Raw genomic sequence first — 25117 nt, 5'->3', positions numbered from 1 at the left:
GGGGGTAACTGATGTCGACAATCTTCAACGTCCGAAGCCTGCGGCTCCCACACGTGTCACGGGCCGCGGTGACCATCGGCACGCTGGTGGTGGTGCTGGCCGTGGTGGCCGCCCTGGTCGGGTACAACCTGTACCGCAAGCTGACCACCAACACCGTCGTCGCGTACTTCACCGACACGCTGGCGCTGTACCCGGGCGACAAGGTGCAGATCATGGGCGTCAAGGTCGGCTCGATCGACAAGATCGAACCGGCGGGCGACAAGATGAAGGTCACCTTCCACTACGACAACAAGTTCAAGGTGCCCGCCAACGCCACCGCGTCGATCCTGAACCCGAGCCTGGTGGCGTCGCGCACCATCCAGTTGGCCCCGCCCTACACCGGCGGGCCGGTGATGGACGACAACGCCGTCATCCCGCTGGACCGCACCCAGGTGCCGGTCGAGTACGACCAGCTGCGCGACTCGATCAACCGGATCCTGACCGATCTCGGCCCCACTCCCGAACAGCCGTCGGGCCCGTTCGGTGAGATCATCGAATCGGCCGCCGACGGCTTCGCCGGCAAGGGTGAGCAGCTCAACCGCACGCTCAACGGGTTGTCCGAGGCGCTGTTCGCGCTCAACGAAGGCCGCACCGACTTCTTCGGCGTGGTCAAGAGCCTTGCGCTGTTCGTCAACGCGCTGCACCAGAGCGACCAGCAGTTCGTCGCGCTGAACAACGATCTCGCCAAGTTCACCAACGCGTTCACCAACACCGACCGCGAAGTGTCCAACGCGCTGCGCGACCTCAACGAGCTGCTGTCGACCACCCGCCAGTTCCTCGACCAGAACGCCGAGGTGCTCACCCACGACATCGACAACCTGTCGTCGGCCACCACGGCGATCCTGCAGCCCGACTCGCGGGACGGGTTGGAGACCGCCCTGCACGTGTTCCCGACGCTGGGCGCGAACCTGATGAACATCATCTCGCCGGTGACCGGCGGCGTGATGGGCATCCCGGTGATCAACAACTTCGCCAACCCACTGCAGTTCGTGTGCAGCTCGATTCAGGCCGCCAGCAGGCTGGGCTACCAGGAATCCGCCGAGCTGTGCGCGCAGTACCTGGCGCCGATCCTGGACGCGATCAAGTTCAACTTCCCGCCGTTCGGGCTCAACCAGTTCTCGTCGGCGTTGACGTTGCCCAAGCAGGTCGCGTACTCCGAGCCGAGGCTGCAGCCGCCGGCCGGCTACAAGGACACCACCGTGCCCGGTATCTGGTCGCGCGACACGTTGTTCTCGCACGGCAACCACGAGCAGGGCTGGGTTGCCGCGCCGGGCATGCAGGGCATCGACGTGCAACCGTTCACCGCGAACATGATGACCCCGGAATGTCTCGCCGAACTGATGGGTGGACCCGACTGCGTGATTCCGCCCGCGCCGCCCACCTTCGGTGGACCGCATCAGGCCGGCCCGCCGAACGCCTACTCCGAGAACACCCCGCTGCCGCCGCCGTGGTACCCGCAGCCGGGGCCGCCGCCCGCGCCTGCGCCGGGAGTGATCCCGGGTGACCCGGGTGGCTCCCCGCTGGCCGGACCCGTGCCGGGGCCCAGCGGACCGGCGCCCGCGGCACCGGCGGGACCCGCGCTACCAGCAGAGGCAGGTGGGTGATGAGGGCTCTGAGGGCTCGCGTCAGGAACAGAGGACCGATCATGGGCGCTCGCAAGCTGAGCACGATCGCACGGCGTGCGGTGGCGCTGGGTGCGATCGCGCTCGTGGTGAGCTCGTGTGGATCGTGGAAAGGCATCGCGAACGTACCGCTGCCCGGCGGGCCGGGCACCGGATCGGATTCCTGGACGGTCTACGTACAGATGCCAGATACGTTGGCGCTCAACGTCAACAGCCGGGTGCGCGTCGCCGACGTGTACGTGGGCCGGGTGCGCGCGATCGAGCTGAAGAACTGGGTCGCCACGCTGACGTTGGACCTGCAGCCCAACGTGAAGCTGCCGAAGAACACGCTGGCCAAGATCGGCCAGACCAGCCTCCTGGGTTCACAGCACGTGCAACTGGACCTGCCGCCGGATCCGTCGTCGGAGCCGCTGCGCAACGGTGACACGATCCCGCTGCAGAACTCGTCGGCGTACCCCACCACCGAACGGGTGCTGGCCAGCATCGCCACCATCCTGCGTGGCGGCGGAGTGCAGAACCTCGAGGTCATCCAGACCGAGATCTTCAACGTGCTGAACGGCCGGGGTGACCAGATCCGGGAGTTCCTGAACAAGTTGGACACCTTCACCGACGAGCTCAACCAGCAGCGCCAGGACATCACCCGGGCGATCGATTCCACCGACCGGTTGCTGTCGATCGTGGCCCAGCGCAACAACACCCTGGACCGGGTGCTGACCGAGTTCCCGCCGCTGATCAAGCATTTCGCCGAGACGCGTGACCTGTTCGCCGACGCGGTGGAGGCGGTCGGCCGCATCAGCGTGGCGGCTGACAACGCGTTGGGCCCCGCCAGCGACAACCTGCACACCAACCTGGCGAACCTGCAGCGGCCGCTGAAGGAGCTGGGCAAGGCGTCGCCGTACCTGATCGGGGCGCTCAAGCTCATGCTCACCGCGCCGTTCTCGATCGAGAACGTGCCGAAGGTGGTGCGCGGCGACTACCTCAACGTGTCGCTGATGGTCGACCTCACGCTGTCCGCGCTGGACAACGGTGTGCTGACGGGTACCGGCGTGTCGGGCATGCTGCGCGCACTCGAGCAGGCGTGGGGCCGCGATCCGGCCACCATGATCCCGGACGTGCGGTTCACCCCGAACCCGCACAACGCACCGGGTGGGCCCCTCGTGGAAAGGGGTGAGTGAGCGGTGCTGACCAGGTTCATCAAGATCCAGCTGGTGTTGTTCACCATCCTGACGATCATCGCGCTGGTGGTGCTGGGCTGGTACTACCTGCGGATCCCGTCGCTGGTCGGCATCGGCCAGTACAAGCTGCACGCCGAGTTGCCCCGGTCGGGCGGCCTGTATGCCACCGCGAACGTCACCTACCGCGGCACCCAGATCGGCAAGGTGACCGAGGTGGAGCCGACCGAGACCGGTGCGCGGGCCACCATGAGCATCGACAGCCGCTACAAGATCCCCGTCGATGCGACGGCGAACGTGCACTCCGTGTCGGCGATCGGTGAGCAATACCTGGACCTGGTGTCCACCGGTGACCCGGGCCAGTACCTGCAGCCGGGCGCGACGATCACCGAGAGCACAGTGCCCAGCGAGGTCGGACCGGCGTTGGACGCGGCCAACAAGGGCCTGGCGGTGCTGCCGAAGGAGAAGATCGACGGCCTGCTCACCGAGACGTCGAAGGCCGTCGGCGGGCTGGGTCCGGCGCTGCAGCGGTTGGTCGACTCGACGACCAACCTCGCAGAGGGATTCCAGGAGAACCTGCCCCAGGTCAACGACATCATCGTCAACGCCGCCCCGATCCTGGACAGCCAGGTTCAGTCGGGCGACAACATCCAGCGGTGGTCGCGCAACCTCGACGTCATCGCGGCGCAGGCCGCCCAGGAGGATGCGGCGCTGCGCAGTGGCCTGCAGCAGGCACCGCCCACGCTGGACCAGGTGAGCACGGTGTTCAGCGGGGTGCAGGAGTCACTGCCTCAGACGCTGGCCAACTTGTCGGTGGTGATCGACATGCTCAAGCGCTACCACAAGGGGCTGGAGCAGACGCTGGTGATCCTGCCGCAGGGTGGAGCCGCCAGCCAGGCGGGCACGTTGTTCGAGGACCTGGGTCAGCTGCCGCTGGCGTTGTCCATCAACCAGCCGCCGCCGTGTCTGACCGGTTTTCTGCCCGCATCGGAATGGCGCTCGCCTGCCGACACCAGCATGGCGCCGCTGCCCAAGGGCACCTACTGCAAGATCCCGAAGGACTATCAGGGCAACGTCGTTCGCGGTGCACGCAACTATCCGTGTGTCGATGTGCCCGGCAAGCGCGCGGCGACACCGATGGAGTGCCGCAGCGACGAGCCCTATGTTCCGCTGGGCACCAACCCGTGGTACGGCGATCCGAACCAGATCCTGTCCTGCCCGGCTGCCGGTGCGCGCTGCGATCAGGGTGTCAACCCCGGCTTCGTCGTTCCGGCACCGTCGGTCAACAGCGGGCGCAACCCGCTGCCGGCCAGCGAGCTGCCTCCGGCGTTGTCGACGGCGCCGGTCAGCGACCCGCTGAGCCCCCCGGGGCAGGGCAGCGTCAGCTGCAGTGGACAGCAGCCCAACCCCTGCATCTACACTCCGGCACCAGGGCCACCCGGTTCCACGGCGGTGTACAGCCCGACCAGCGGGCAGGTGGTCGGACCCGATGGCGTCAGGTACAACGTCAGCAATTCGAGTAACCCAGGAGACGACGGATGGAAGGAGATGCTGGCTCCCGCCAGCTGAACCCCACCGATGCTGATGAAACGCCCGACGAAGCCCGTCCCGAGCCCGACGAGTCGTTAGCAGTATCCCCAGAAGACCAACCAACAGAACAGGCACCCGATCAGCGCCGCGCGCCCCGGCTGGGCCGCGGCTGGGCCGCCGGGATCTGCGCGGTGCTGTTTCTGCTCGCCGCGGCCGGCGGGGTCGGCGGCTATCTCGCGCTGAACGTGCACCGACAGAACGAGGCGACCGCACGCGCGGAGGCGGCCGCGCTGCAGGCCGCCAAGGATTGTGTGGCGGCCACCCACGCGCCCGACACCGCGGCGATGACGGCCGCGCAGACCAAGATCATCGAATGCTCGACGGGTGACTTCGCCGTGCAGGCGTCGCTGTACAGCGGGGTGCTGGTCGACGCCTACCAGGCCGCCAGCGTCCAGGTGCAGGTGTCCGATATGCGCGCGGCGGTGGAAAAGCACAACGACGACGGATCGTTCGACGTGCTGGTCGCCGTGCGGGTCAAGGTGACCAACTCCGACACCGCCGACCAGGAGCAGGGCTACCGGTTGCGCGTACAGATGGCACCCGACGAAGGCACCTACAAAGTCGCCCGGCTCGTCCAGGTCACGTCGTGACGTCACCGACCATGACGCTCGACACCGCTTCCGACGTGCCTGCCGCCGACGAGGCGGCGCCCTCTCCGCTGGCGTCGTGGCCGGCGCGGGCCGGCGCGTTCGCCGTGGACGTGCTGGTGGGGCTGGCCGTGGTCGCGACGCTGGCCTTGGTGGCGTGGACGGCTCCGCTGCGGGGGTGGTTGTGGTGGGTGTTCACCGCGGCGGCGGCCGTGGTGGTGCTGGTGATGGCGGTGAACCGACTGCTGCTGCCGACGATCAAGGGGTTCAGCCTGGGCCGCGCGCTGGTCGGCATCGCGGTGGTGACCCAGACCGGTGCCCCGGCGGGGCTGTGGCGGCTGTTGCTGCGCGACCTGGCGCATCTGCTGGATACGGCGGCGCTGTTCATCGGATGGTTGTGGCCGCTGTGGGATCGTCGCAAGCGCACGTTCGCCGATCTGCTGGTGCGCACCGAGGTGCACAAGGTGCAGTCCGGTCCGCGCGACGTGCGCCGGGTGACCGCGGTGGTGCTGATCGTGGCCGCGCTGTTGTGCACGGCGGCGGTCGCGGTGAGCTATCTGGTGGTGTACCGCCAGGACCGCGCCATCGAGAACGCGCAGGCGCAGATCACCGAGCAGGGCCCGCGCATCGTCGAACAGATGCTGACCTACAAGAAGGAAACCCTGCAGCAGGACTTCGCCCATGCGCAGTCGCTGACCACCGAGGGGTACCGCAAGCAGCTGATCGCGCAGCAACAGGCCGTGCAGGACGCCGGGGTGACCTCCAATGAGTACTGGGCGGTCAGCAGCGCGGTGGTACCCAACCCGCCGGTCACGCCCACCAGCGCGTCGATGCTGCTGGCGATGCAGGGCCAGCGTGGCGATGACCCCAACAACCTGAAGTTCATCACCGCGACCGTGCGGGTGAACTTCGAGAAGACCGACGGGCAGTGGCGCGTCGCCGATCTGACGGTGCTCAAGAAACCGCTGATGAATCCGCAGGGCCAATGAGTCCACGCCGCCGGATCGAGGGCGACGAGCCCGACTTCTTCGAGACACCCCGAACCCCGCGCCGGTGGGGGGTGCCGGTGATCGCGGTACTGGCGTCGCTGCTGATGGTCGCCGCGATCACGGTCGCCACGCTGATGCTGATCAAACAGGAGACCGAACGCCGGGTGGCGGTGAAAGACGCCATGGCGCTGGGTTATGTGCGCGAGTTCATGACCGAATACACCTCGTTGGACCCGTTCCACGCCAACGACTATGTGGAGCGGATCCTCGGCCAGGGCACCGGTGAATTCGCCTCGATGTTCAACGAGAAGAAGAACGCGATCCTGGTCCAGGTGGCGCGCCAGGAGCCGACCACCGGCACTGTGGTGGAGGCCGGGGTGCAGCGCTGGAACGACGACGGCAGCGCCGACGTGCTGGTCGCGACCACCGTCACCTCGAAGTCCCTGGACGGCAAGCAGACATACGAAAGCGGCAGTCGGTGGATTGCAACCGCTATTCAGGAGGGACAGCAGTGGAAGATCAGCCAGCTGATTCAGGTGATCTGACACCCGACGCGCAGGCCGAGGCGGCGCCGGCCGCGCGTCGGCGGCGCCGGTTCTCCCTGCGCCGGCGCGCCGAAACCGTTGAGCCCCAAGAAGTTTCCATCGTCGCCGACAGCGCTGAGCCGGAGCCTGCCAAGCCGGTGCCGCGGGGCAAGGCCACGCGCGGGACCAAAGCGGAGCCGACAGAGGTCGCAGAGGCTCAGGGGCCCACCGCGGAGGCGGAAACGCCGGAAGCCCCTGAGGCGCCCGAGCAGCCGGCAGACGAGCAGGTGCTCGTCGCGCATCGTCCGGCGGGCAGGCGGTTCGCGATCGCCGCGATCGCCGCCGGTGTGCTGTTCGTCGGCGCGGCGGGGTTCGCGGGCGCGATGGTGCAGCCGTACCTGACCGACCGCGCGAACGTCCAGATCAAGCTCGACGTCGCGCGCACGGCCGCCGAGGCGATCACCACGTTGTGGACGTACACCCCGGACAACATGGACAGCCTGCCGGACCGGTCCGCGGGCTTTTTGGGCGGGGACTTCGAGCACGAGTACCGCAAGTACATCGACGCGATCGTCGCGCCCAACAAGCAGGCCCAGGTCACCAACACCACCCAGGTGATGGGCGCCGCGGTGGAAACGCTCACCCCCGGCGAGGCGACCGCGATCGTCTACACCAACTCCGTGGCCACCAGCCCGGTCACCAAGAACATCCCGTCGCTGCGCTACCTGTCGTATCGGTTGACGATGAAGCGCGAAGACGCAAAATGGTTGATCACCCGCATGTCCACGGTGACGTCCCTGGATCTCACACCACAGCTGTAGCCGGAAGCGACCTCGGGTGGCCGTTCAATCGCCTGTCTCGCAGCGGCTGACGTACGTCGCGCTGTTTCTGCTCACGTTCGCGACCGGGCTGGTCGACGCGGTCAGCGTGCTGGTGCTGGGGCATGTCTTCGTCGCGAACATGACGGGCAACGTGATCTTCCTCGGCTTCTGGTTCGTGCCGGACTCAGGTGTGGACATGACCGCCGCGCTGGTCGCGTTCGTCGCGTTCGTGGCCGGCGCGGTGATCGGCGGTCGGTTGGCCCGACACCTCGACGCCGAGGTCCGCCGCTGGCTGGGCGTCACCCTGAGCCTGGAGGTGGTGACGCTGACGGTGCTGGCGATCCTGGCCGGCGCGGGTGTGCTCGACTACGAAAACGACACCAAGCTCATCCTGATCGCTGGTCTGGCCGTCGTGTTCGGCATCCAGAACGTCACCGCGCGCCAGTTCGGCGTGCAGGAACTGTCGACCACGGTGCTGACGTCGACGATCTCCGGGCTCGGCTTCGACAGCAGGTTGGCTGGCGGCACCGGCGACCGGGAAAAGCTGCGCTACGGCGTGGTTTTCACGATGTGCGGGGGCGCGGTCGTGGGTGCGACGCTGACCCGGGTCACGGTCGCGCCTGTCATCGCGCTGGCCGCGGCGTTCATCGCGGCCGGCGCCGCGGTCTTCTGGTTCGGACCCCGACGCTCGGCAAGCGGTTCGGCGGCGTGAGGAACGCCGTAGTCTGACGACTGCCCCTAGCAGCCGACTGAGGAGAACACATGCCCTCCGTACTGGTCACCGGCGCCTCCCGGGGAATCGGCAAGGCGATCACCGAGCATCTGGCCGCCCGGGGCTGGGACGTGATCGCCGGGGTCCGCAGCCACGCCGACGCCGAGGCGCTCACCGCAGTCGACCCGCAACGCATATCGGCGGTGATGCTCGACGTCACCAACGCCGAGCACATCGACGCGTTGGCGACCTCGCTGCCGGCCCGCCTGGATGCGGTGGTCAACAACGCGGGCATCGTCGTCGCCGGTGCGGCGGAGACCGTTCCCGTTGACGAATGGCGAAAGCAGTTGGAGGTCAACGTTATCGGCCAGGTCGCGGTGACCCAGGAGGTGCTGCCGCGGCTACGGAAGTCGCGGGGCAGGATCGTCTTCATCTCCAGCGTCAACGGGCGTATGTCGATGCCGCTGCTGGGTGCGTATTCGGCGAGCAAGTTCGCCCTGGAAGCCGTCGCCGATGCGTTACGCGTCGAGGTGAGCCCGTGGCATATCCCGGTGATCGTGGTCGAGCCCGCGCAGACCGACACCGACATGTGGCGCACGGCCGACGCCATGGTGGCCGACGTTGAGGCCGGTCTCACCCCGGAGCATCGTGAGCTGTACGCGAAACACCTTGCGGGCTTGAAGAAGCTGGTCCCGATCGCGCAGAAAGGCGCCGTTCCGTCGGCCAAGGTGACCGCCGTCGTCGAACGGGCACTCACCGCACGGCGCCCGCGGCCGCGCTACGTCGTCGGTGTCGGCCCGAAAATCCAGGTGGCAGTGATGACGACGCTCTCGGCGAGGATCCGCGACCGTGCGCAGCGGCGGGTGTTCGGCCTGCGGTAGGCATGTCGGCGTTCGTCAAACAGCACCCGGTGCCCGGGTGGACCGGGCACGGCTACTTCGGGCCGTAGCACCATCCGCTGCCCATGTCGTCGACGCTGTCCACACTTCACGACGGTGATCGACGGATACCGTTGCGGCGACCGCTGCGCGGCGCGTGGCCCGAGCGGATCGGGCTACACCAGCTCTATCCGTTGCTGGCCCACGTCGTGATCTTCGGCGGCGGATACGCGCGTCAGGCGGCCCAGGCTGCCGACGGCGCCCTAGCGCTTTGACACCGCATACCGCCGAGGCTTTGCCAGTTTCGCCGCACGACTCCGATGATCAGGGATAGCAGCCCGAACTGGAAGTTCGCCCTTCTTCACCAGAAACGCCCGTCCGCGAGATACCGTCTGATCGAAACGTGGCCAAGGGGGAGAGGACGGGTCATTGGCTGGCAGCCACCGCGCACACCGTAAGGCCGTTCAAAAGTTCGCTAGGAAGACCGTGGCATTCACTGCCGCCACGGCGACGGCGACCGCGCTGGTCGGGATGGCGCCTTCGCCTGAGTCCGACGGCCCGCGGACGACGGTCCACCACGTCGATACGGAACTGCTGGCGGCCGTCAACCGATGGCCGTCGCCGGGGCAGATCGCCGATGTCACCGCCGGGCTGGGCGCATTCGGATATGACATCACCCAGACCGTGGTCGACTTCGTCGCCCGGGCCGTGGTGGAGAACTTCAACCTCGGGGCGCTCGCCGGGGCCGGCGGCAAGGACTTCGGAAGCCTCGTCGCGGACGCGCTCGGTGACCCCGACGTCGTGCTGAACAACGTGCTGGGCAGGTTGGTGGGAGAGATACCCATCGACCTGTTGCCCGTGCTCAACGAGCTGGTCGGCGAGGATGTCACCGACACGATCCTGCTTCCCGTCCTGCGGGCCCTGGGCGTCACCGACGCGCAGGGCACCACGGACCTCGTGACCCTGCTGCGCCTCGTCGGCCTCGACTTCAGCGACCTGTTCAACCTCGGCGGCCTTGACATCTCGGGGGTGAACCTGGTCACCGCCAGCCCCGTATTCACCATGCTGAAGCTGCTCGGCGCTGATCTCGGGTGGGCGCCGTCGCTGCCGAACTCGGTCGCCCGCGACATCAACCGCACCGACTACCTCAGGGTGCCGTCCGCCGGCCTGTTCCTCACCCTGTTGAACGAACTCGGCAAAAAGCTGCCCGACGACCCATTGATCCCGCTGCTGAAAGTCGTGATCGTCGGCCTGGGTGACCTGTTGCCCGACATCGTAAATCTGCGTGTCCCAACGGCGGTCGGCATCGGGATGGGTGCGTTCGCGATCGCCACCGGCTACGACAAGGTGCTCGCCGACCTGGCCAACCAGCCCGGCGGGGCCAAATACGGCCGGATCGACCCGTTCTTGGGCAGCTTCACGGTGCTGCCGATGCTGCTCCTTTTCAACCCCGCCCGCCCCAACGGTGGGGCGATCGCGCGGTTCTATCCACTGTTTGATGCGCTCGGAATCGACACGGTCAACCCGCGGACAACAGCCACCAGCAGTGGCGGTTTGGCGCAGCTACCGCTCGGATTGTCGCTGGGTGGTGCGAACCTCATCCCGGTGCTGATCGACATCGGCGTGCAGTACCACCCGTTGTCGGACTTCGCGGCGTGGCCGAACCCGTTCTCGCTCGCCAACAACTTGATGGCGGGTCTGCTTCCGACCTACATGCTTCGCGGGCTGACCCTCGACACCGTGGCCGGTCAGATCAGGGGACAGCTGGGCGACACGGTCGACGTCGCCAACGGGGAGCTGGCGCTGAACCTGTACGTCACGCTGTCGTCGGTCACGCAGCCGCTGCTCGAACCCCTGTATCTGATCTCCGACGTCATCAGCATCCTGACGTTCGGGTTGTTGGCGGTTAACCCTGTGCTGGCGCTGGCCAACGCGCTCGCGCCCGCGGTCCAGGCGCTCAACAACTTGGGCTACACCGACGTGGTCCGCAACCCGGACGGCACCTACACCAGGACGCTGTCGGAGGGCGGCGTCCCGACACCGTTCTTGTCGTTCCCGTCGCATATCGATCCGCTGCAGGTGACGTTTGACATCGCGAACCTGTTGATCCGGGGTTTCCACAAGGAATTCTTCAGCGGCCACCCAACGCCGCCCCCTCCGAACGCGATCCTCAACCTGTTCGAAAACCTCACGGGTAAAGACCTTCCGGGTGGCTTGCCGTTGCGCGATCTGGGCGCCCAGTTGGGTGACGCAGTGGGCGACGTCCTAAACGACGTCGTGAGCGCCGCGAACCTGCCCGGCCTGGCGCAGCAGTCGACGTCCACGGACGAACCGACGGAATCGTCGCCCGGGGACGATCGCCTGTCGACATTGTCGACCGATGACGAAACCGATTTCGACACAAGGGATCCGGAGGACCCCGAGCCCGCTGAGGAGCTGGTCGACGAGGATGTCGACGAAGATCCGGAGGAAGGCGTCGAGCAGGAAGAGTCACTCGAGGAAGAAGAGGCTGCCGTGGACGACGAGGAGCCCGTCGACGCAGCCGACGTCGAGGCAGCCGGCGAAGACGAGTCCGACGACAGCACGGATCCGGCTGACAGCGCGGAGGATTCGGGCGTGTCGACCGGTCAAGAGTCGGACACCGCGGCCGCAGCTAGTTGAACGCCAGCCAACTCGGCAGCGCGCGCTCGCGCGAGTCGCACAGCACCTGGCGGGTGTCACACGAGCTCCGCGGGACGCCGGCGCCGGCCCACTCCTGCGTTGCTGAACACGCAGGCGATCTTCGGCAGCTAGCAGCCGCGCCGGCCAGCGGCTGCGGGCTAACAGCGCGCTGCGGCTCCGACACCGGCGTTTCCCCGGTGAATTTGCTCGGTTCGAACTCCTTTGCCATTGCCCACCTTGGATACGAGCTAAAGCATTTGCCCTCCGTTACCCTCAGCGGTCCGATCATGCTACGGTCTGGTCGATACCAAGCTGGGGGCCGAGAGGACAGCTCAATTGCCTGGCAGACATCGAACGCAACGCAGGAAAGCTCAAAAGTTTGCTAGAAAGGCAACCGCCTTCGGCGCCGTGACCGCGACGGCGAGCGCGCTGATCGGTATGACGCCCCCGCCCGACGCCACCGCAGCGACCGTGAACGTCAGGGCCGTCGATGCCGAACTCCTTGCGGCGGTCAACCAATGGCCGTCGCCCGACCAGATCCCCGATGCGACAGCGGGGCTCGGCGCGTTTGGTTACGACCTCACACAAACCGTCGTCGGCTTCGTCGCTCGGGCGGTGGTCGAGAACTTCAACCTGGCCGCGCTTGCCCGGGGCGCGGGCCTGGACCCCGACAGCCTCATCGAGGGGCTGCTGGGTGACCCGAACTTCCTGGTGGACAACGTTCTGGGCGGGCTCCTCGGCGAGATACCCATCGATCTGTCCCCGGTGCTCGATGAACTGGTCGGAGAGCTGGTCACCAACACGATTCTGGTTCCCGTCCTTCGCCTTCTCGGTATCACCGACGCCCAGGGCGTTACGGACCTGCTGAGCCTGCTGGGTTTGGTCGGTCTGGACCTCAGTGACCCGCTCAACCTCGGCAACCTCGATATCCCGGGGCTGAACGTCGTCACCGCCGGCCCAGCCTTCACGATGCTGAAGCTGCTCGGGGCCGACCTCGGCTGGGTGCCGTCGCTGCCCAACTCGGTTGTCCGCGACATCAACGGCACCGAATACCTCGAAGTCGGTGCCGTCGGCCTGCTCACCACGTTGCTCGACGAGCTGACCGAAACACTGCCTGGCAACCCGTTGATTCGACGCCTGGCGAACCTGATCAACGGTCTTGTGGGCGACGTTCTGCCCGACGCAGTGCACCTGCGGGTGCCGGTGTCGGTTGGCATCGGGATGGGAGCGTTCGCGATCGCCACCGGCTACGACAAGATGCTCGCCGACCTGGTCAACCAGCCCGGCGGAGCCGACTACGAGGGGCTGGACCCGGCGCTGGGCAGCATCACCGTGCTGCCGATGCTGCTGCTGCTCAACCCCGCCCGCCCCAACGGCGGGGCGCTTGCGCGGTTCTATCCGCTGTTCGGACTGTTCGGCATCGACACGATCAACCCGCAGACCGAGGTGACTAACAGCGGCGGTTTGGCCCAGCTGCCGCTCGGGCTGTCTCTCGGCGGCGCGAACCTCATCCCGGTCCTGATCGACATCGGTGTGCAGTACCACCCGTCGTCAGATTTCGCGGCGTGGCCGAACCCGTTCTCGCTGGCGAACAACCTGATGGCAGGACTGCTGCCGACGTACATGCTTCGGGGGCTGACGCTCGACACCGTGGCCGACCAGCTCACCGAGCAGGTCGACGATGCGCTGGAGAACGTCGTCGACGGGAAGCTGGCGCTGAACCTGTATGTCACGCTGCCCTCGGCCACGCAGCCGCTGCTCGAACCGCTCTATCTGGTCTCGGACATCATCAGCATCGCCACCTTGGGGCTGTTGGCCGGCAACCCCGTCGGCGCGTTCGCCAATGCCCTTGCCCCGGCGGTCGGGGCGCTCAACAACCTGGGCTACACCGACGTGGTCCGCAACCCGGACGGCACCTACACCAGGACCCTGACCGACGGCGGTGTTGCGACGCCGTTCCTGTCGTTCCCCTCCGGCATCAACCCGCTGCAGGTGCCGTTCGACATCGTCAACCTGCTGATCCGTGGATTCCAGAAGGAGTTCCTCAGCGGCAATCCGACACCGGCCACGCCGAACGCGATCCTCAACCTGCTCGACTACCTCACCGGTAAAGACCTTTTGGGCGACCTGCCGTTGGGTAACGTCGGCGGCCTACTGGAAGGCGTCGTCGGCAACCTGGCCGGCAACGCGAACCTGCCAGGTCTGACGCAGCAGGCGACGACGCAGTCCGCCCCGGCCGACGTGCCGCCCGAAGGTGCCCACAAGCTGGCCTCATCCGCCACCGGTGACGCCGTCGATACTGAAACATCTTCCGAGCCAACAGATTCCGAAGCCACCGAGGATATGGCCGACGACGGGACGGACGCTACTCAGGACGAAGCTGAAGCGCCCGACGGACCCGAGGAACTCGATGAACCCGAGGATGCGGCCTCCGAGGACGAGGAGTCGGTCGACGAGCAGTCCGGCGAGGACGCGGCCGATGAGCAGCAGTCGACGACGACGGGGCGTGCCGGGCCGGGTACCGGCGTTACGGGCAGCGACACCGATTCCACTGACAGCGCGGGTGATTCGGGTGACTCCGGCGGCGGCGCGTCAGACAACGCTGCCTGAGCCCGGTCAGTTGAACGCCAGCCAACTCGGCAGCGCGCGCTCGCGCGAGTCGCACAGCACCTGGCGGGTGTCACACGAGCCCCGCGGGACGCCGGCGCCGGCCCACATGCCGCCGGTGTCGCGGCGCAACACGATCGACGACGAACCGCCGCCGTCGAGCAGGACGGCGGTGTCGCTGCCCAGACCGCGGAACAGATCCTGGATCTGGTCGGGTGTGTAACTGCCACCCTGGAACACGTACATCTCGTCCTTGTCCTTGGAGTACGCGATCGCGGTGCGGGCCGCGCTCGGGCCACCGTCGTTGAGTTGGCTGGTATCGCCGGGCGACAACAGCCCGATGCCGGCGACCGCGACGAACCGGACACCCTTCTCGATCAGGCCTTCGATGACCGGTGATGCGGCGTCGTAGTCGTCGGGGCTCTTGGGTGGCACGACGAACGGCGTCCCGGCGACCGGCAGGATCATCGTGGACAGCGCCTTCCAGTGCTCGTTGCCGCCCGACAGGCCCTGCTTGCCGGCGTATGCGACCCGGCCGGTGACCACGGTGTTGGTCCGGCCGAGCCCGCGGGTGTTGTCGACGTAGGCGCCCAGCGGCGAACTGCACCCGGTGGACTTCCACGAACCGCCCTTCTGGCCGCGCACGTCGAAGAAGTTCGCGTTGATCGCGATCGTGGGTTGGCCCAGCGCCTGCCACGCCTGCAGCGGCGTGAAGATCTCCGATGCCTGCAACAGCCCTTCACCGGTGCGCGCGCGCGGATCCCGCTCGCACCGGGACTGGTATCCGCTGTGGGTATCGGCGAGCAGGCGCGGCGCGAGGCGTCCCGACGCCGCCTTGATGATCATCAGGTGCCCGCCGTTGGTCATCTCGTAGGCGTTGCCTGCGGCGTTGACCATCGGGGCCGGGTGCCCGCCGCCGAAGTTGTAGACGAGGTAGGACCCGCGGGTGTTGGCGATCGCGTCGGCGAGCAGTTCCCGTGCGCTCGCGGCATGTGCGGTGGGCACCCCGGCCATCGTCGACAGCGCGGCGCTCAGCACGCACGCCGCGGCCGTCGCCGCGAATCGCCGAAGGTTTGCCAACGGAGTCGACACAGTTGCCCTTTCTGGGAAAGCCCTACAACAAGACAACCGTAATCACAGAAGAAACACAGTCAACTTGCGTCACAGCTGCATCACAGTTGTGCATCGCCCTGCCGGAACGCATGTTTCAAACCGCAGAAGTGGGTATGGAGAAATGAGTAAGCCGCATGCGGCGGACTACTAGTGAGGAGCGGCAATGATCGGCACCATCATCAGCGCGATAATCGTCGGCGCGATTATCGGTGCGCTGGCCCGACTCGTAATGCCGGGTAAGCAGAACATCGGTGTGCTCATGACAATCGTCCTGGGTATCCTCGGATCGCTGATCGGCTCGTGGCTCTGCTACAGCCTGTTCGGCTACAGCAACGAAAACGGTGGCTGGCAAGTCATCCCGTTCATAGTCGGCGTGGTCGTCGCCGTAGTCCTCATCTGGATATACGTCGCGGTCACCCGAGGTCGGGGCGCAAAAACGCCGCGCGCCTGATCAACTCCCCGGCGGTGCCAGGCGATACACGGCATCCGCGTAGTCATCGGTGATGTACACCGCGCCGTCCGGTCCCGCCACTGCGGCGACCGGACGGCCCCATCGTGAGCCGTCGTCGCCCTGAAACCCGCCGACCAGCGTCTGCTGGTTGCCCAGATTCCCATCGCGCCAAGGAAAGAACGACACCTGCGGTGCCTGCGGTGGCCGCCGGTTCCATGACCCGTGCACGCCGACCAGCGCACCGCGTTCATAGGGCGCGGGCAGCACGCCCTCGGTGAAGCTCATGCCCAGCGGCGCCGCATGCGCGCCGATACTCTGTTCCACGGGCGGCAGCGCGGCGCAGTCGAGCTTGCTGCCGTCGGCGTTGGTCTGCACATCCCGGATGAACGGGAGGTTGGCCGGGCCGCCGTCGGAATTGCAGTACGGCCAACCCAGTTCACGTCCTCGGGTCAGCTTGGCGATCTGCTCGGGCGGGTGGTCGTTGACGTAATCCGGGTCGACCTCACCGGTCCCGGGGTCGGCGACGTTGTCGCGGCCGTTGACCGCCGTCCACAGCGAGCCGTCCGGCGCGACGGCCAGGCCGGTGCCGTTTCGCACGCCGGTCGCGAACGGTTCGGCCGGACCACCGTCGGGCGTGACCCGCATGATCGTGGCGCGCGGCGGGTCGGCATCGCGGTCTTCGGCGGAGATGTTGCCCGTCGATCCGATCGAGAAGTACACGTTGCCGTCGAGGCCCACAGCGACGCTTTTCAGCGCGTGCGCGTACGCCCCGCGTAGGTCGGGGCTTTCGGCGTCGGGCAGGTCGGCGGCGATGGTGCGCGGGTTGCGTGCGGCGCCATCGGCGTAGTCATAGGCGTCGATCTGGTCGCTTTCGGCGACGTAGAGGGCGTCCCCGGCGAAGGCCAGTCCGTGCGGTTGGTCGAGACCGTCGAGCAGCACCGTCTGGACCGGTTGGCCGTCGGTGGGGCGTAGCACCAGCACCTGCCCGGTGCTCGGCAGCGAGATCAGCAGCGCGCCGTCGGGTGTCCACGCCGCCAGCCTGGCCCGCGGAACCCGGGCCCACACCGATAACGTCCACCCCCGGGGGACCAGCGCCTGGCGCGGCTCGTCGAACGGTTCCTGGGCGAGGCCGGGGTCGACCTGGACGGTGGCGGGCACCAGATCGCCGGCGGGTTGGGCGGTCGGCTGCGCTCCGGTCGACTGCGGTGGCGGCGGCGCAGGGGTCGCCGAGCACGCGGCAACCACCGCCACGGCGCTCAGGCATGCGCCGAACCGGTTACGCCGCAGCCAATCCCGCATGCATCTCCCAGACGAGGATCTCGGCCGGTGCGGATGCGGTGACGCGCTGGCCACCTGAAGCGGTGAACCGTACGGCGTCGCCTTCACGGATCGGCCCGGCACCCTCCAGCGTGACCTCGCCGCGCGCGACGAACAGGTGAAGGTATTGCGCCACAGGCAATTCGATGCTCTCGCCGTTCTGCATCCGCGCACCGTGCAAGGCCGCGTGCTGGTTGTGGATCGTGATCGCGGCGTGGTCGGCGTGCTGCGGCACACCGGAGGCGATGGTGACCAGCCCCCCGCGCAACAGCTCGTCATCGATCTCGAGTTGCTGATAACCCGGGTCGATGCCGGATTCATCGGGAACCACCCACATCTGCACGAAATGCACTGGCTCGTTGTGGGTTCCGGAGCCGGTCAACGTCCAGGAGTCGTTCTTCTCGGAGTGCAGGATGCCGCGTCCCGCCGACATCCGTTGGGCCAGGCCGGGGTAGATGACGCCCGAGTTCCCGGTCGAGTCCTGGTGCACCAGCGACCCACGCAGCACCCAGGTCACGATCTCCATGTCGCGATGCGGATGGGTGTCAAAGCCGGTGCCGGGCTTGACGACGTCGTCGTTGTTCACCAGCAGCAGGCCGTGGTGGGTGTTCTCGGGTTCGTAGTGGCTGCCGAATGAGAACGAGTGCCGGGAGTCCAGCCAGTCGATCTTGGTCTGTGCGCGGTCGCCGGCTCGACGGATGTCGACGGTCATAGCCCTCACTCCTCGCCCAGTTGACGCCAGCCTAGGCGCTCGGCGACGCGAGGATCAACATGCCTGATGGACCCGGTATTCCAGGGCCGGCTACCAGTCCGATTCGTCGAACGTGATGACCCCGCGGATGTTCTTACCGTCGAGCATGTCCGCGTAGCCCTGGTTGATGTCCTCCAGGCGGTAGGTGTTGGTGATCATCTCGTCGATCTGGAGCAGCCCCGACTTGTACAACCCGACCAGCTTCGGGGTCTCGATGTGGCTGCTACCACCGCCGAAGATGTTGCCCTTCAACGTCTTCTGCAACATGGTGAACAGGAACAGGTTGAGCTTGACGTCGGCATCCATCATCGAACCCATCCCGGTCACCACGCAGGTACCGGTCTTGGTGGTCAGCGTCAGCGCCTCTTCGATGTACTCACCCTTCATGTCGCCGACGGCGATGATGGTCTTGTCGGCCATGACACCGTGGGTGAGGTCGATCAGCGGCGCGATCGCCTCGGCCATCGACGGGTAGACGTGGGTGGCGCCGAACTTGACGGCCTGATCGCGTTTCCACTCGTTGGGGTCGATCGCGACGACGTTGCGGGCCCCGGAGATCACCGCGCCCTGCAGCGCGCTCATGCCGATGCCACCGACCCCGACGATGACGACGGTCTCGCCCGGCTGCACTTCGGCGACGTTGGTGGCCGAGCCGAAACCCGTCGGCACCGCGCAGCCCATGATCGCGGCCGTCTCGAACGGCACATCCTTGTCGATCTTGACCACCGAGTCCTTGTGCACGGTCATGTACGGAGCGAACGTGCCCAGCAGGTTCATCGGCGACACCTCGGTGCCGCCGGCGTGGACGCGGCTGGTGCCGTCGGCGATGGCCTTGCCGCCGAGCAGCACGGCGCCCCGGTCACACAGTGAGCGGTAGCCCCTGCGGCACGGCGCGCACTCGCCGCAGGCCGGGATGAACGCGAGGATGACGTGGTCGCCTTCCTCGATGCCGGTGACGTTGCGGCCGACCTTGGTGACGACGCCGGCGCCCTCGTGCCCGCCGAGCGCGGGCAGCCCGATCGGGGTGGCGCCGGTCGTCAGGTGGTAGTCCGAGTGGCACATGCCCGCGGCGTGCACGCGGATCTGGACCTCGTCGTCGACGGGATCGCCGATCTCGATCTCATCGATGCGAAACGGCGAGTTGAGCTCCCACAGCAGAGCACCCTTGGTCTTCATGGAGGCTGACTATAGAACAGGTTCCAGAACGCCTGGCAATTGAGTCCGCTGCCTGCGGATATATCCACTCTTAGCAGTCGTCGGGCGGAGCTACCCCAGGTCATTCGCCGGCTGAAGCGACGCGGGCAGGCCCCACTTCTCGAACGTGGTGGCGTGAAACGCGACGACGTGCGTGATGCCGTCGGCGCCGACGGCGAGCACGTGCATCTGAAAGGGCTGGTGCACGCCGGTGTCCCGGTTGACCATGTACAGCGCGGCGGCGGGTTGACCGTTGGCGGTGGTCCGGATGAACCGCATATCGCCGGGCCCGTCGGCAGGGCAGTGCGTCTTCGATAGCAGCACGATCTCGCGGGGGCCCTGGTACCAGCCGTCGAACGGCGGCATCTCCCACACCGCCTCGGCGGTGAACAACTCGACCAGCTTGTCGATGTCGTAGCTCTCGAACGCCGCGATGTAGCGGGTCAGCAGATCCTGGGCCTCCGGCGAGTCCGGCGGCGCCAACACGTCGTCCTCGCTGGGGCCAACGGCGTCGAGTTGCGCGCGGGCCCGCTGCAGCAGGCTGTTGACCGCGGCCGTCGACGCGCCGATGGCCTCGGCGACCTCCGCGGCCCGCCACTGGAGCACCTCACGTAACACCAGCACCGCGCGTTGCCGCGGCGAGAGGTGTTGGAGCGCGGCCACGAACGCCAGCCGGACCGACTCGCGCGACCCCACGATGGTCGACGGGTCGGTGGCATCGTCGGGAAACGGCTCCAGCCACGGCACCTCGTCACGCGCGACGATGTCATCGACCGGATCCGAGCTGGGCGCGCCCAGTCCCGTCGGCAGCGGGCGGCGTTGGCGGCCTTCCAGCGCGGTCAGGCACGTGTTGGTGGCGATGCGGTACAGCCAGGTGCGCACCGACGATTTGCCCTGGAACCCCTGGTAGGACTTCCACGCCCGCAAGTAGGTTTCCTGCACCAGATCCTCGGCGTCGTGCACGGACCCGGTCATCCGGTAGCAGTGCGCGAGAAGTTCCCGGCGGTACTGCTGCGCGTCGGCAAGGAAGACATCCTCGGCGCTGCCGCCCGCACGTTCGTGGGCCAGAACGGTCACCTCCGCGAGCTTAATCACCGTCCCCGACAAGTGACGGCTCGACCGCTACTCTCCGGGGATGGTCACAACCCGCAGCGAACGAAACTTCGAAGGTGTCGGCGGGGTGCGCATCGTGTACGACGTGTGGACCCCCGACGGCCTACCCCGCGGTGTGGTGGTGATCTGCCACGGATACGCCGAGCACGCCCGCCGCTACGACTATGTCGCCCAACGCTTCGGCGAGGCCGGGCTGATCACCTACGCGCTGGATCTGCGCGGGCACGGACGCTCGGCCGGCAAACGTGTCTACCTGCGCAATATCGGCGAGTACACCGCGGATTTCCGCACCTTGGTCGGCATCGCGGCGCGCGATCACCCCGACCTGAGCCGGGTGGTGCTGGGCCACAGCATGGGCGGCGGGGTGGTGTTCGCCTACGGCGCCGAGCACCCCGACGAATACCGCGCGATGGTGCTGTCCGGGCCCGCCGTGTACGCACAGGACGCGGTGTCCTCGGTGATGATCACGGTGGCCAAGGTCCTCGGCGCCGTGCTGCCCGGGCTTCCGGTCGAGCGACTCGAGACCGAAGCGGTGTCCCGCGACCCCGAGGTGGTGGCGGCCTACCTGGCCGATCCGCTCGTGCACCACGGCAAGCTGCCCGCCGGCATCGCCAAGGCGCTGCTCAAGGTCGGCGAAACCATGCCGCAGCGCGCCGCCGCGCTGACCGCGCCGCTGCTGGTCGTGCACGGCGAGCACGACAAGCTGATCACGGTCGAGGGCAGCCGCCGCCTGCTCGAGCGCGTGGCCGCCACCGACGCCCACCTCAAGGTCTACCCCGGGCTCTACCACGAGGTGTTCAACGAGCCCGAACGTGCGCTGGTGCTCGACGACGTCACCGCGTGGATCGAGGCCAAGCTTTGAAAGCCGTTCTCGGCCTGATTCTTTCGCTGGTGCTGGTGTTGGCGGGCTGCTCGTCTGACGAGCCCCACCGGTGGGTCGATGACGAGGTCAGCTTCGCCGACGCGGGGCTGACCATCCACGGCACCTACCGGCACGCCGCCGACGCCGCAGCCGGGCCGGCCGCGCTGTTGATCTCCGAGAGCGGCAACACCGACCGCAACGGCGACAACGCCGTCGCCGGCCCGGTGGGCAACATGCGTCAGCTCGCCGAACTGCTGTCCGAACGGGGGGTGGCCAGCCTGCGCTACGACAAGATCGGCACCGGCCAGACCGGCCTGGGCCCGTACGCGCAACGCCCCACCGACGTCGTCAGCGCCGTCTACACCTCCGGCGCCAAGGCGGCGGTGCGGTACCTGGCCGCGCAGCCGGGCACCGACGAGGACCGCATCTCGGTGTATGCCCTCGGCGAGGGCACCATCCACGCGCTGGCACTGGCCACCGACACCAGCCCGGACGCGCCGAAGATCCACGCGCTCGGGCTGTTCCAGCCGCTGTCCGGGCGGTACCTGGACATCATCACCAACCGGGTACGGGCCAACGGCGACCCGGCCGCGCTCACCTCGTGGCTGGTCGCCGTCGAGCAGGTCCGCGCCACCGGCACCGTGCCGCAGGACCTGCCCGAGGGGCTCGGCGCGCTGCTGAACGCCGGCAACGTCAAGGCCGTCGTCGAGGCCGACAAGATCGATCCCGTGGCGTTGGCCGCGAAGGTGCCGGCGGGCACCCCCGTGCTGCTGACGTGTTCGGACGCCGACGGCCAGGCCCGGTGCGAGGACGAGAAACCGCTCATCGACGCGCTCGGCCACACCGCGCTGACCGTCGTCGAACTCACCGGCGTCAACCACGTGCTGCGCGACGACGCGAGCGACAACGTCGCCAACTACGCCAACCAGGAACCACTTTCTCCACAGGTTGTCGAGGCGCTGGATGGGTTTGTCGGCAAGTAGACCTAGATTTGGCTCATGAGCGACGACAAGATGCTGGCCCGAATCGCCGCCCTGCTGCGCCAGGCCGAGGGCACCGACAACCCGCACGAAGCCGACGCGTTCATGGCCGCGGCGCAGCGGTTGGCCACGGCGACGTCGATCGACCTGGCGGTGGCGCGCTCGCATTCCGACAGCCGCACCAAGGTGCAGACGCCGGTGCAGCGCACCATCACCATCGGCAACGCGGGCACCCGCGGGCTGCGCACCTACGTGCAGTTGTTCACGGTGATCGCCCACGCCAACGACGTCAAGTGCGACATCGCCTCCAACTCGACGTTCGTGTACGCCTACGGCTTTGCCGAGGACATCGACGCCAGCCACGCGCTGTACGCCAGCCTGGTGATGCAGATGGTCAAGGCGTCGCAGGCCTACATCGCCTCGGGTGCGCACCGCCCCACCCCGACCATCACCGCGCGGATCAACTTCCAGTTGGCGTTCGGCGCCCGCATCGGCCAGCGGTTGGCCCAGGCCCGCGAAGAGGCGCGCCGGGAGGCCACCAAGAGCCGCGACAGCCGACCCGGCACCGCTATCGCACTGCGGGACAAGGACATCGAACTCAGGGATTTCTACCGCGAGACGTCCCAGGCGCGGGGCACCTGGCGGGCCACCAGCGCGACGGCGGGTTACTCGTCAGCTGCACGACGCGCCGGTGACCGCGCGGGCAAGCGGGCCCGGCTCGGGCCCAGCCCGGAACTCGCAGGCGCCCGCTCCGCGTTGGCTGGCGGCCGGGGCCAGAGCGCCTCCGGGCAGAAGTGACGCCGCGAGACTCTCAGCGCGCCAAGGTTTATGCCGCAGAGGAATTCGTGCGCACCCTGTTCGACCGGGCCGGCGAGCACGGCAACCAGGTGGTGGAGTTCTTCGGCACCCAGCTGACGCTTCCGCCCGAGGGACGGTTCGCCTCGGTGCCGGCCGTACAGCGCTACATCGACGACGTGCTGGCGATGCCCGCGATCGGGCACCGCTGGCCCGGCACCCCGCCGTTGACGGTGCGTGCGCGACGCGGGTTGTCGGCCGCGCACTACGAACGCACCGCCGACTCCGCCGTCGTCGCGGTGCCCGAGCGGGGCAGCAACTGGGCCTTGCGTGAGCTCGTGGTGCTCCACGAGATCGCCCACCACCTCTGCGATGTCTCCCCGCCGCACGGCCCGCAGTTCGTCGCGACGTTGTGCGAACTCGCCGAGGTCGTGATGGGACCGGAGGTGGCCCATGTGCTGCGGGTGGTCTACGCCAAAGAGGGTGTGCGCTAAGACGTTCCGAACTCCGGCTGGGTCACGGTGAGCTCGGCGACGGCCGTGTCGATCCGCTCGCGGTCGGCCTCGATGGAGACGCTCGCGGCCGCCGCCGCGTTGTGCAAGGCCTCGTTGATCCGCTGCTGGACCTCTTCGACGTCCAGCCGCATCACACCGTCGGCGAGAGACACCGCCTTGAGCTGATGGTGACCGTCCAAGGTCACCTCGACAGTTCCGGATTCGTCTGTGGCCGTGAAGGTTTGGCTGTCCATCCGGCGGAGCTGCTCATCCATGATCGACTGCAACTGCTGCGCCTGCTGCAGCACAGCGGCGACTTGCGGATGCATCTCGTCGGTCACGGGTTGTCCTTGCTCTCCCTGCGTCGACGGTTACCGATGACGCCTTCCGTCCACGGCCGGTCCTCGGTGTACAGGTCCTCGTCGGGGGCCAGGTCGGGGTTGCGGCGCTTCTCCTTGCCGCCGGCGGCGCCCGCGGCGCCGTGCATGGGCGCCATCCCCATGCCCCCGCCGGCCATCGCCCCCGGCGTCGACGGACCCGGAGCCGCGCCGGCCGCAGCAGACGTCACGGGAACCGGTGCGGGAGCGACGGTCTCGGCCGTCACCGCAGGCGACAGCGGTTGCGATCCGACGCCCTTGCCGCCGCCTGCCCCGCCGCCACCGCCGGCTCCGGAGCCGCCGCCCGCGGCCGCGGCCGGTCGCAGGCCCGGGTCGGTCGGACGCTGCGGCGCACCCGTGGACGGGCTGCCGGGTGCGGCACTCGGCGCGCCACCTGCTGCGCCGCCCGACGGCGAGCCGCCCGATGGTGCGCCGCCACCCGAGGGCGCGCCGCCGCCGCGCTCAGCGCCGGGCGCGGACGTCGGCGCTGTGAGCGACTCACCCATCCGCTCGGCCATCGCCGCCGGATCACCGGTGGCCGCGTCGCCGCTGGCCCCCGATGCCCCGGTCGCGCCTCCTGCGCCCCCGGAATTGCCGCCCCGGCTCGCGCCCGGTGGGTCACCGATGCGGACCGGATCCACGGTCGCGTTCTTCGCATAATCCTCACGCACTTCGTCGGACAGGCGCTGCAGGTTCTGCAGTTCCTTGACGATGGCGTCCACGTCGGCGCCCGCGGCGGATCGCTGCGCCAACTGTGCCTCCAGCGCAACGTATCTGGCGAAGATCGGGATGTGCTGGTTGTTGGCGTTGAGGTGTGCGGCCGCTACCTTGGCGGCCGCCTGCGCGAGCCGCTGCCAGCCCGCGGACAGTTCGTGCAGCCAGTCGCTGAACGCGTTCATCCTGGCGTGGGCGGTGTCCGCGGCCTCACCTTCCCAGTCGGTGATGTTGCGCGGTGCCGCGTGGCTCTCCACGAACGTGGCTGCCAGACCCCACTGGACCTCGGCCGTGTGCAGCGAGGCGCCGTGATCACCGGCACTCAAATCGCCGTGGGTTCTCTTGACGTCGCGGTACCCGGCGGCGCTCGGTTGACGCGGCGCCCCAGGGCCGCTGGGCAGCGCGGGCAGCGACGTGGACGGTGCGGACAGCGCGATGTCCTCGATCGCGGCCTGGCGGGCCGGGTCGTCCAGCTTGCCCTGGTACGCCTCGTCGACCCGTTCGTAGGCCGCGGCGGCGTTGTCCAGCATCTCGGCGATGCGCTGGTTCTCTGCTTCGGCCCACGTCTGGTAATCGCCGAGCACCCGGGCGATTTCGTTGAGGTTGTCCACCGCGTCCTTGGCCAGGCCCAGCGCGTCGGGCGGTATCGGCTGCACCGCAGGGGTCGACCAGGTGAGCTGGCGCATCGCCGCCGCCTGCGCCTTGAGCACCGCGGGGTTGACGCGCACTTCTGCTGACATGGCTATCCCTCCGT

23 protein-coding genes and 2 pseudogenes are annotated in these 25117 nt (G+C 67.9%); 17 read left to right on the top strand and 8 right to left on the bottom strand.

Going from position 1 to position 25117, the window contains the following annotated elements:
• The first annotated feature begins 11 nt into the window (after positions 1 to 11).
• From K3U96_RS25875 to K3U96_RS25825, 11 genes and pseudogenes are all read left to right on the top strand, one after another.
• Positions 12 to 1643, top strand: coding sequence for a virulence factor Mce family protein (locus tag K3U96_RS25875; protein ID WP_220691553.1), 1632 nt, complete (start codon positions 12 to 14; stop codon positions 1641 to 1643).
• Between the two features lie 41 nt (positions 1644 to 1684).
• Positions 1685 to 2836: a virulence factor Mce family protein gene (locus K3U96_RS25870; RefSeq protein ID WP_220691552.1), complete on the top strand. Its 1152-nt coding sequence runs from the start codon at positions 1685 to 1687 to the stop codon at positions 2834 to 2836.
• Positions 2837 to 2839: 3 nt separating this feature from the next.
• Positions 2840 to 4402: an MCE family protein gene (locus K3U96_RS25865; RefSeq protein ID WP_069403674.1), complete on the top strand. Its 1563-nt coding sequence runs from the start codon at positions 2840 to 2842 to the stop codon at positions 4400 to 4402.
• Complete coding sequence (locus K3U96_RS25860; RefSeq protein ID WP_220691551.1) at positions 4372 to 5013, top strand: Rv1363c family protein; 642 nt, start codon at positions 4372 to 4374, stop codon at positions 5011 to 5013. Before K3U96_RS25865 ends, K3U96_RS25860 begins: the two co-directional genes overlap by 31 nt.
• Before the next feature lie 11 nt (positions 5014 to 5024).
• Complete coding sequence (locus tag K3U96_RS25855; protein ID WP_220693699.1) at positions 5025 to 5999, top strand: RDD family protein; 975 nt, start codon at positions 5025 to 5027, stop codon at positions 5997 to 5999.
• Positions 5996 to 6544: an Rv1363c family protein gene (locus tag K3U96_RS25850; RefSeq protein ID WP_220691550.1), complete on the top strand. Its 549-nt coding sequence runs from the start codon at positions 5996 to 5998 to the stop codon at positions 6542 to 6544. The genes K3U96_RS25855 and K3U96_RS25850 overlap by 4 nt, the downstream gene beginning before the upstream one ends.
• Positions 6511 to 7344, top strand: coding sequence for a mammalian cell entry protein (locus K3U96_RS25845; RefSeq protein WP_069403676.1), 834 nt, complete (start codon positions 6511 to 6513; stop codon positions 7342 to 7344). Before K3U96_RS25850 ends, K3U96_RS25845 begins: the two co-directional genes overlap by 34 nt.
• 16 nt (positions 7345 to 7360) lie before the next feature.
• Positions 7361 to 8056: a YoaK family protein gene (locus tag K3U96_RS25840; RefSeq protein ID WP_220691549.1), complete on the top strand. Its 696-nt coding sequence runs from the start codon at positions 7361 to 7363 to the stop codon at positions 8054 to 8056.
• A gap of 50 nt (positions 8057 to 8106) precedes the next feature.
• Positions 8107 to 8937: an SDR family NAD(P)-dependent oxidoreductase gene (locus K3U96_RS25835; protein WP_220691548.1), complete on the top strand. Its 831-nt coding sequence runs from the start codon at positions 8107 to 8109 to the stop codon at positions 8935 to 8937.
• 96 nt (positions 8938 to 9033) lie between these two features.
• Positions 9034 to 9209: pseudogene (locus K3U96_RS25830) on the top strand (fructosamine kinase family protein); the annotation flags it as partial.
• Between the two features lie 211 nt (positions 9210 to 9420).
• Entirely contained in the window at positions 9421 to 11595 is a 2175-nt protein-coding gene (locus tag K3U96_RS25825) for an ATPase (RefSeq protein ID WP_220691547.1), read from the top strand.
• Here the strand turns inward: K3U96_RS25825 and K3U96_RS27240 are convergent.
• Positions 11588 to 11686, bottom strand: a pseudogene (locus K3U96_RS27240) (hypothetical protein); the annotation flags it as partial. The gene K3U96_RS25825 and the pseudogene K3U96_RS27240 overlap by 8 nt on opposite strands.
• Positions 11687 to 12003: 317 nt before the next feature.
• Between K3U96_RS27240 and K3U96_RS25820 the strand changes: the two are divergent.
• A complete protein-coding gene (locus K3U96_RS25820; RefSeq protein WP_220691546.1) occupies positions 12004 to 14205 on the top strand; it encodes an ICP22 family protein in 2202 nt (733 codons plus the stop codon).
• A 6-nt stretch (positions 14206 to 14211) separates the two neighbouring features.
• Here the strand turns inward: K3U96_RS25820 and K3U96_RS25815 are convergent, their stop codons facing one another.
• Entirely contained in the window at positions 14212 to 15294 is a 1083-nt protein-coding gene (locus K3U96_RS25815) for a phosphodiester glycosidase family protein (RefSeq protein WP_230982295.1), read from the bottom strand.
• Between the two features lie 184 nt (positions 15295 to 15478).
• Between K3U96_RS25815 and K3U96_RS25810 the strand changes: the two genes are divergently transcribed.
• Positions 15479 to 15766: a GlsB/YeaQ/YmgE family stress response membrane protein gene (locus tag K3U96_RS25810; protein ID WP_220691544.1), complete on the top strand. Its 288-nt coding sequence runs from the start codon at positions 15479 to 15481 to the stop codon at positions 15764 to 15766.
• Here K3U96_RS25810 and K3U96_RS25805 read toward each other — a convergent pair whose 3' ends face one another.
• The 4 genes from K3U96_RS25805 to K3U96_RS25790 form a co-directional block, all read right to left on the bottom strand.
• Positions 15767 to 17065: a PQQ-dependent sugar dehydrogenase gene (locus K3U96_RS25805; RefSeq protein WP_220691543.1), complete on the bottom strand. Its 1299-nt coding sequence runs from the start codon at positions 17063 to 17065 to the stop codon at positions 15767 to 15769.
• Positions 17043 to 17795, bottom strand: a complete 753-nt coding sequence (locus K3U96_RS25800) for a pirin family protein (RefSeq protein WP_220691542.1) — start codon at positions 17793 to 17795, stop codon at positions 17043 to 17045. Before K3U96_RS25800 ends, K3U96_RS25805 begins: the two co-directional genes overlap by 23 nt.
• Positions 17796 to 17885: 90 nt before the next feature.
• A complete protein-coding gene (locus K3U96_RS25795; protein ID WP_220691541.1) occupies positions 17886 to 19010 on the bottom strand; it encodes an NDMA-dependent alcohol dehydrogenase in 1125 nt (374 codons plus the stop codon).
• A gap of 90 nt (positions 19011 to 19100) precedes the next feature.
• Entirely contained in the window at positions 19101 to 20135 is a 1035-nt protein-coding gene (locus K3U96_RS25790) for a sigma-70 family RNA polymerase sigma factor (RefSeq protein WP_220691540.1), read from the bottom strand.
• A gap of 28 nt (positions 20136 to 20163) precedes the next feature.
• Between K3U96_RS25790 and K3U96_RS25785 the strand changes: the two genes are divergently transcribed.
• From K3U96_RS25785 to K3U96_RS25770, 4 genes are read left to right on the top strand one after another with little or no spacing between them, the layout of a single operon-like run.
• On the top strand, positions 20164 to 21003 hold the full coding sequence (locus K3U96_RS25785) for an alpha/beta hydrolase (protein ID WP_220691539.1): 840 nt from the start codon (positions 20164 to 20166) through the stop codon (positions 21001 to 21003).
• Positions 21000 to 21986, top strand: a complete 987-nt coding sequence (locus tag K3U96_RS25780; protein WP_220691538.1) for an alpha/beta hydrolase — start codon at positions 21000 to 21002, stop codon at positions 21984 to 21986. The genes K3U96_RS25785 and K3U96_RS25780 overlap by 4 nt, the downstream gene beginning before the upstream one ends.
• 15 nt (positions 21987 to 22001) lie before the next feature.
• Complete coding sequence (locus K3U96_RS25775; protein WP_069403689.1) at positions 22002 to 22781, top strand: DUF2786 domain-containing protein; 780 nt, start codon at positions 22002 to 22004, stop codon at positions 22779 to 22781.
• Complete coding sequence (locus K3U96_RS25770; protein WP_220691537.1) at positions 22778 to 23272, top strand: TIGR04338 family metallohydrolase; 495 nt, start codon at positions 22778 to 22780, stop codon at positions 23270 to 23272. Before K3U96_RS25775 ends, K3U96_RS25770 begins: the two co-directional genes overlap by 4 nt.
• On the opposite strand, the gene K3U96_RS25765 is transcribed toward K3U96_RS25770, so the two are convergent.
• Both K3U96_RS25765 and K3U96_RS25760 read right to left on the bottom strand, forming a co-directional pair.
• Positions 23269 to 23613 carry a YbaB/EbfC family nucleoid-associated protein gene (locus K3U96_RS25765; protein WP_230982293.1) on the bottom strand — a complete coding sequence of 115 codons (345 nt, stop codon included), beginning with the start codon at positions 23611 to 23613 and terminating at the stop codon, positions 23269 to 23271. The two genes, K3U96_RS25770 and K3U96_RS25765, sit on opposite strands and share 4 nt — an antisense overlap.
• The gene (locus K3U96_RS25760; protein ID WP_220691536.1) at positions 23610 to 25103 is read right to left on the bottom strand and encodes a PPE domain-containing protein; all 1494 of its coding nucleotides are present in this window, start codon (positions 25101 to 25103) and stop codon (positions 23610 to 23612) included. Before K3U96_RS25760 ends, K3U96_RS25765 begins: the two co-directional genes overlap by 4 nt.
• Between the last annotated feature and the right edge of the window lie 14 nt (positions 25104 to 25117).

The sequence above is a fragment of the Mycolicibacterium holsaticum DSM 44478 = JCM 12374 genome (assembly GCF_019645835.1).
Classification (GTDB): Bacteria; Actinomycetota; Actinomycetes; order Mycobacteriales; family Mycobacteriaceae; genus Mycobacterium; species Mycobacterium holsaticum.
The sequence above is the reverse complement of the archived record's forward strand: the minus strand, read 5'-3'. Positions and strand labels throughout refer to the sequence as shown.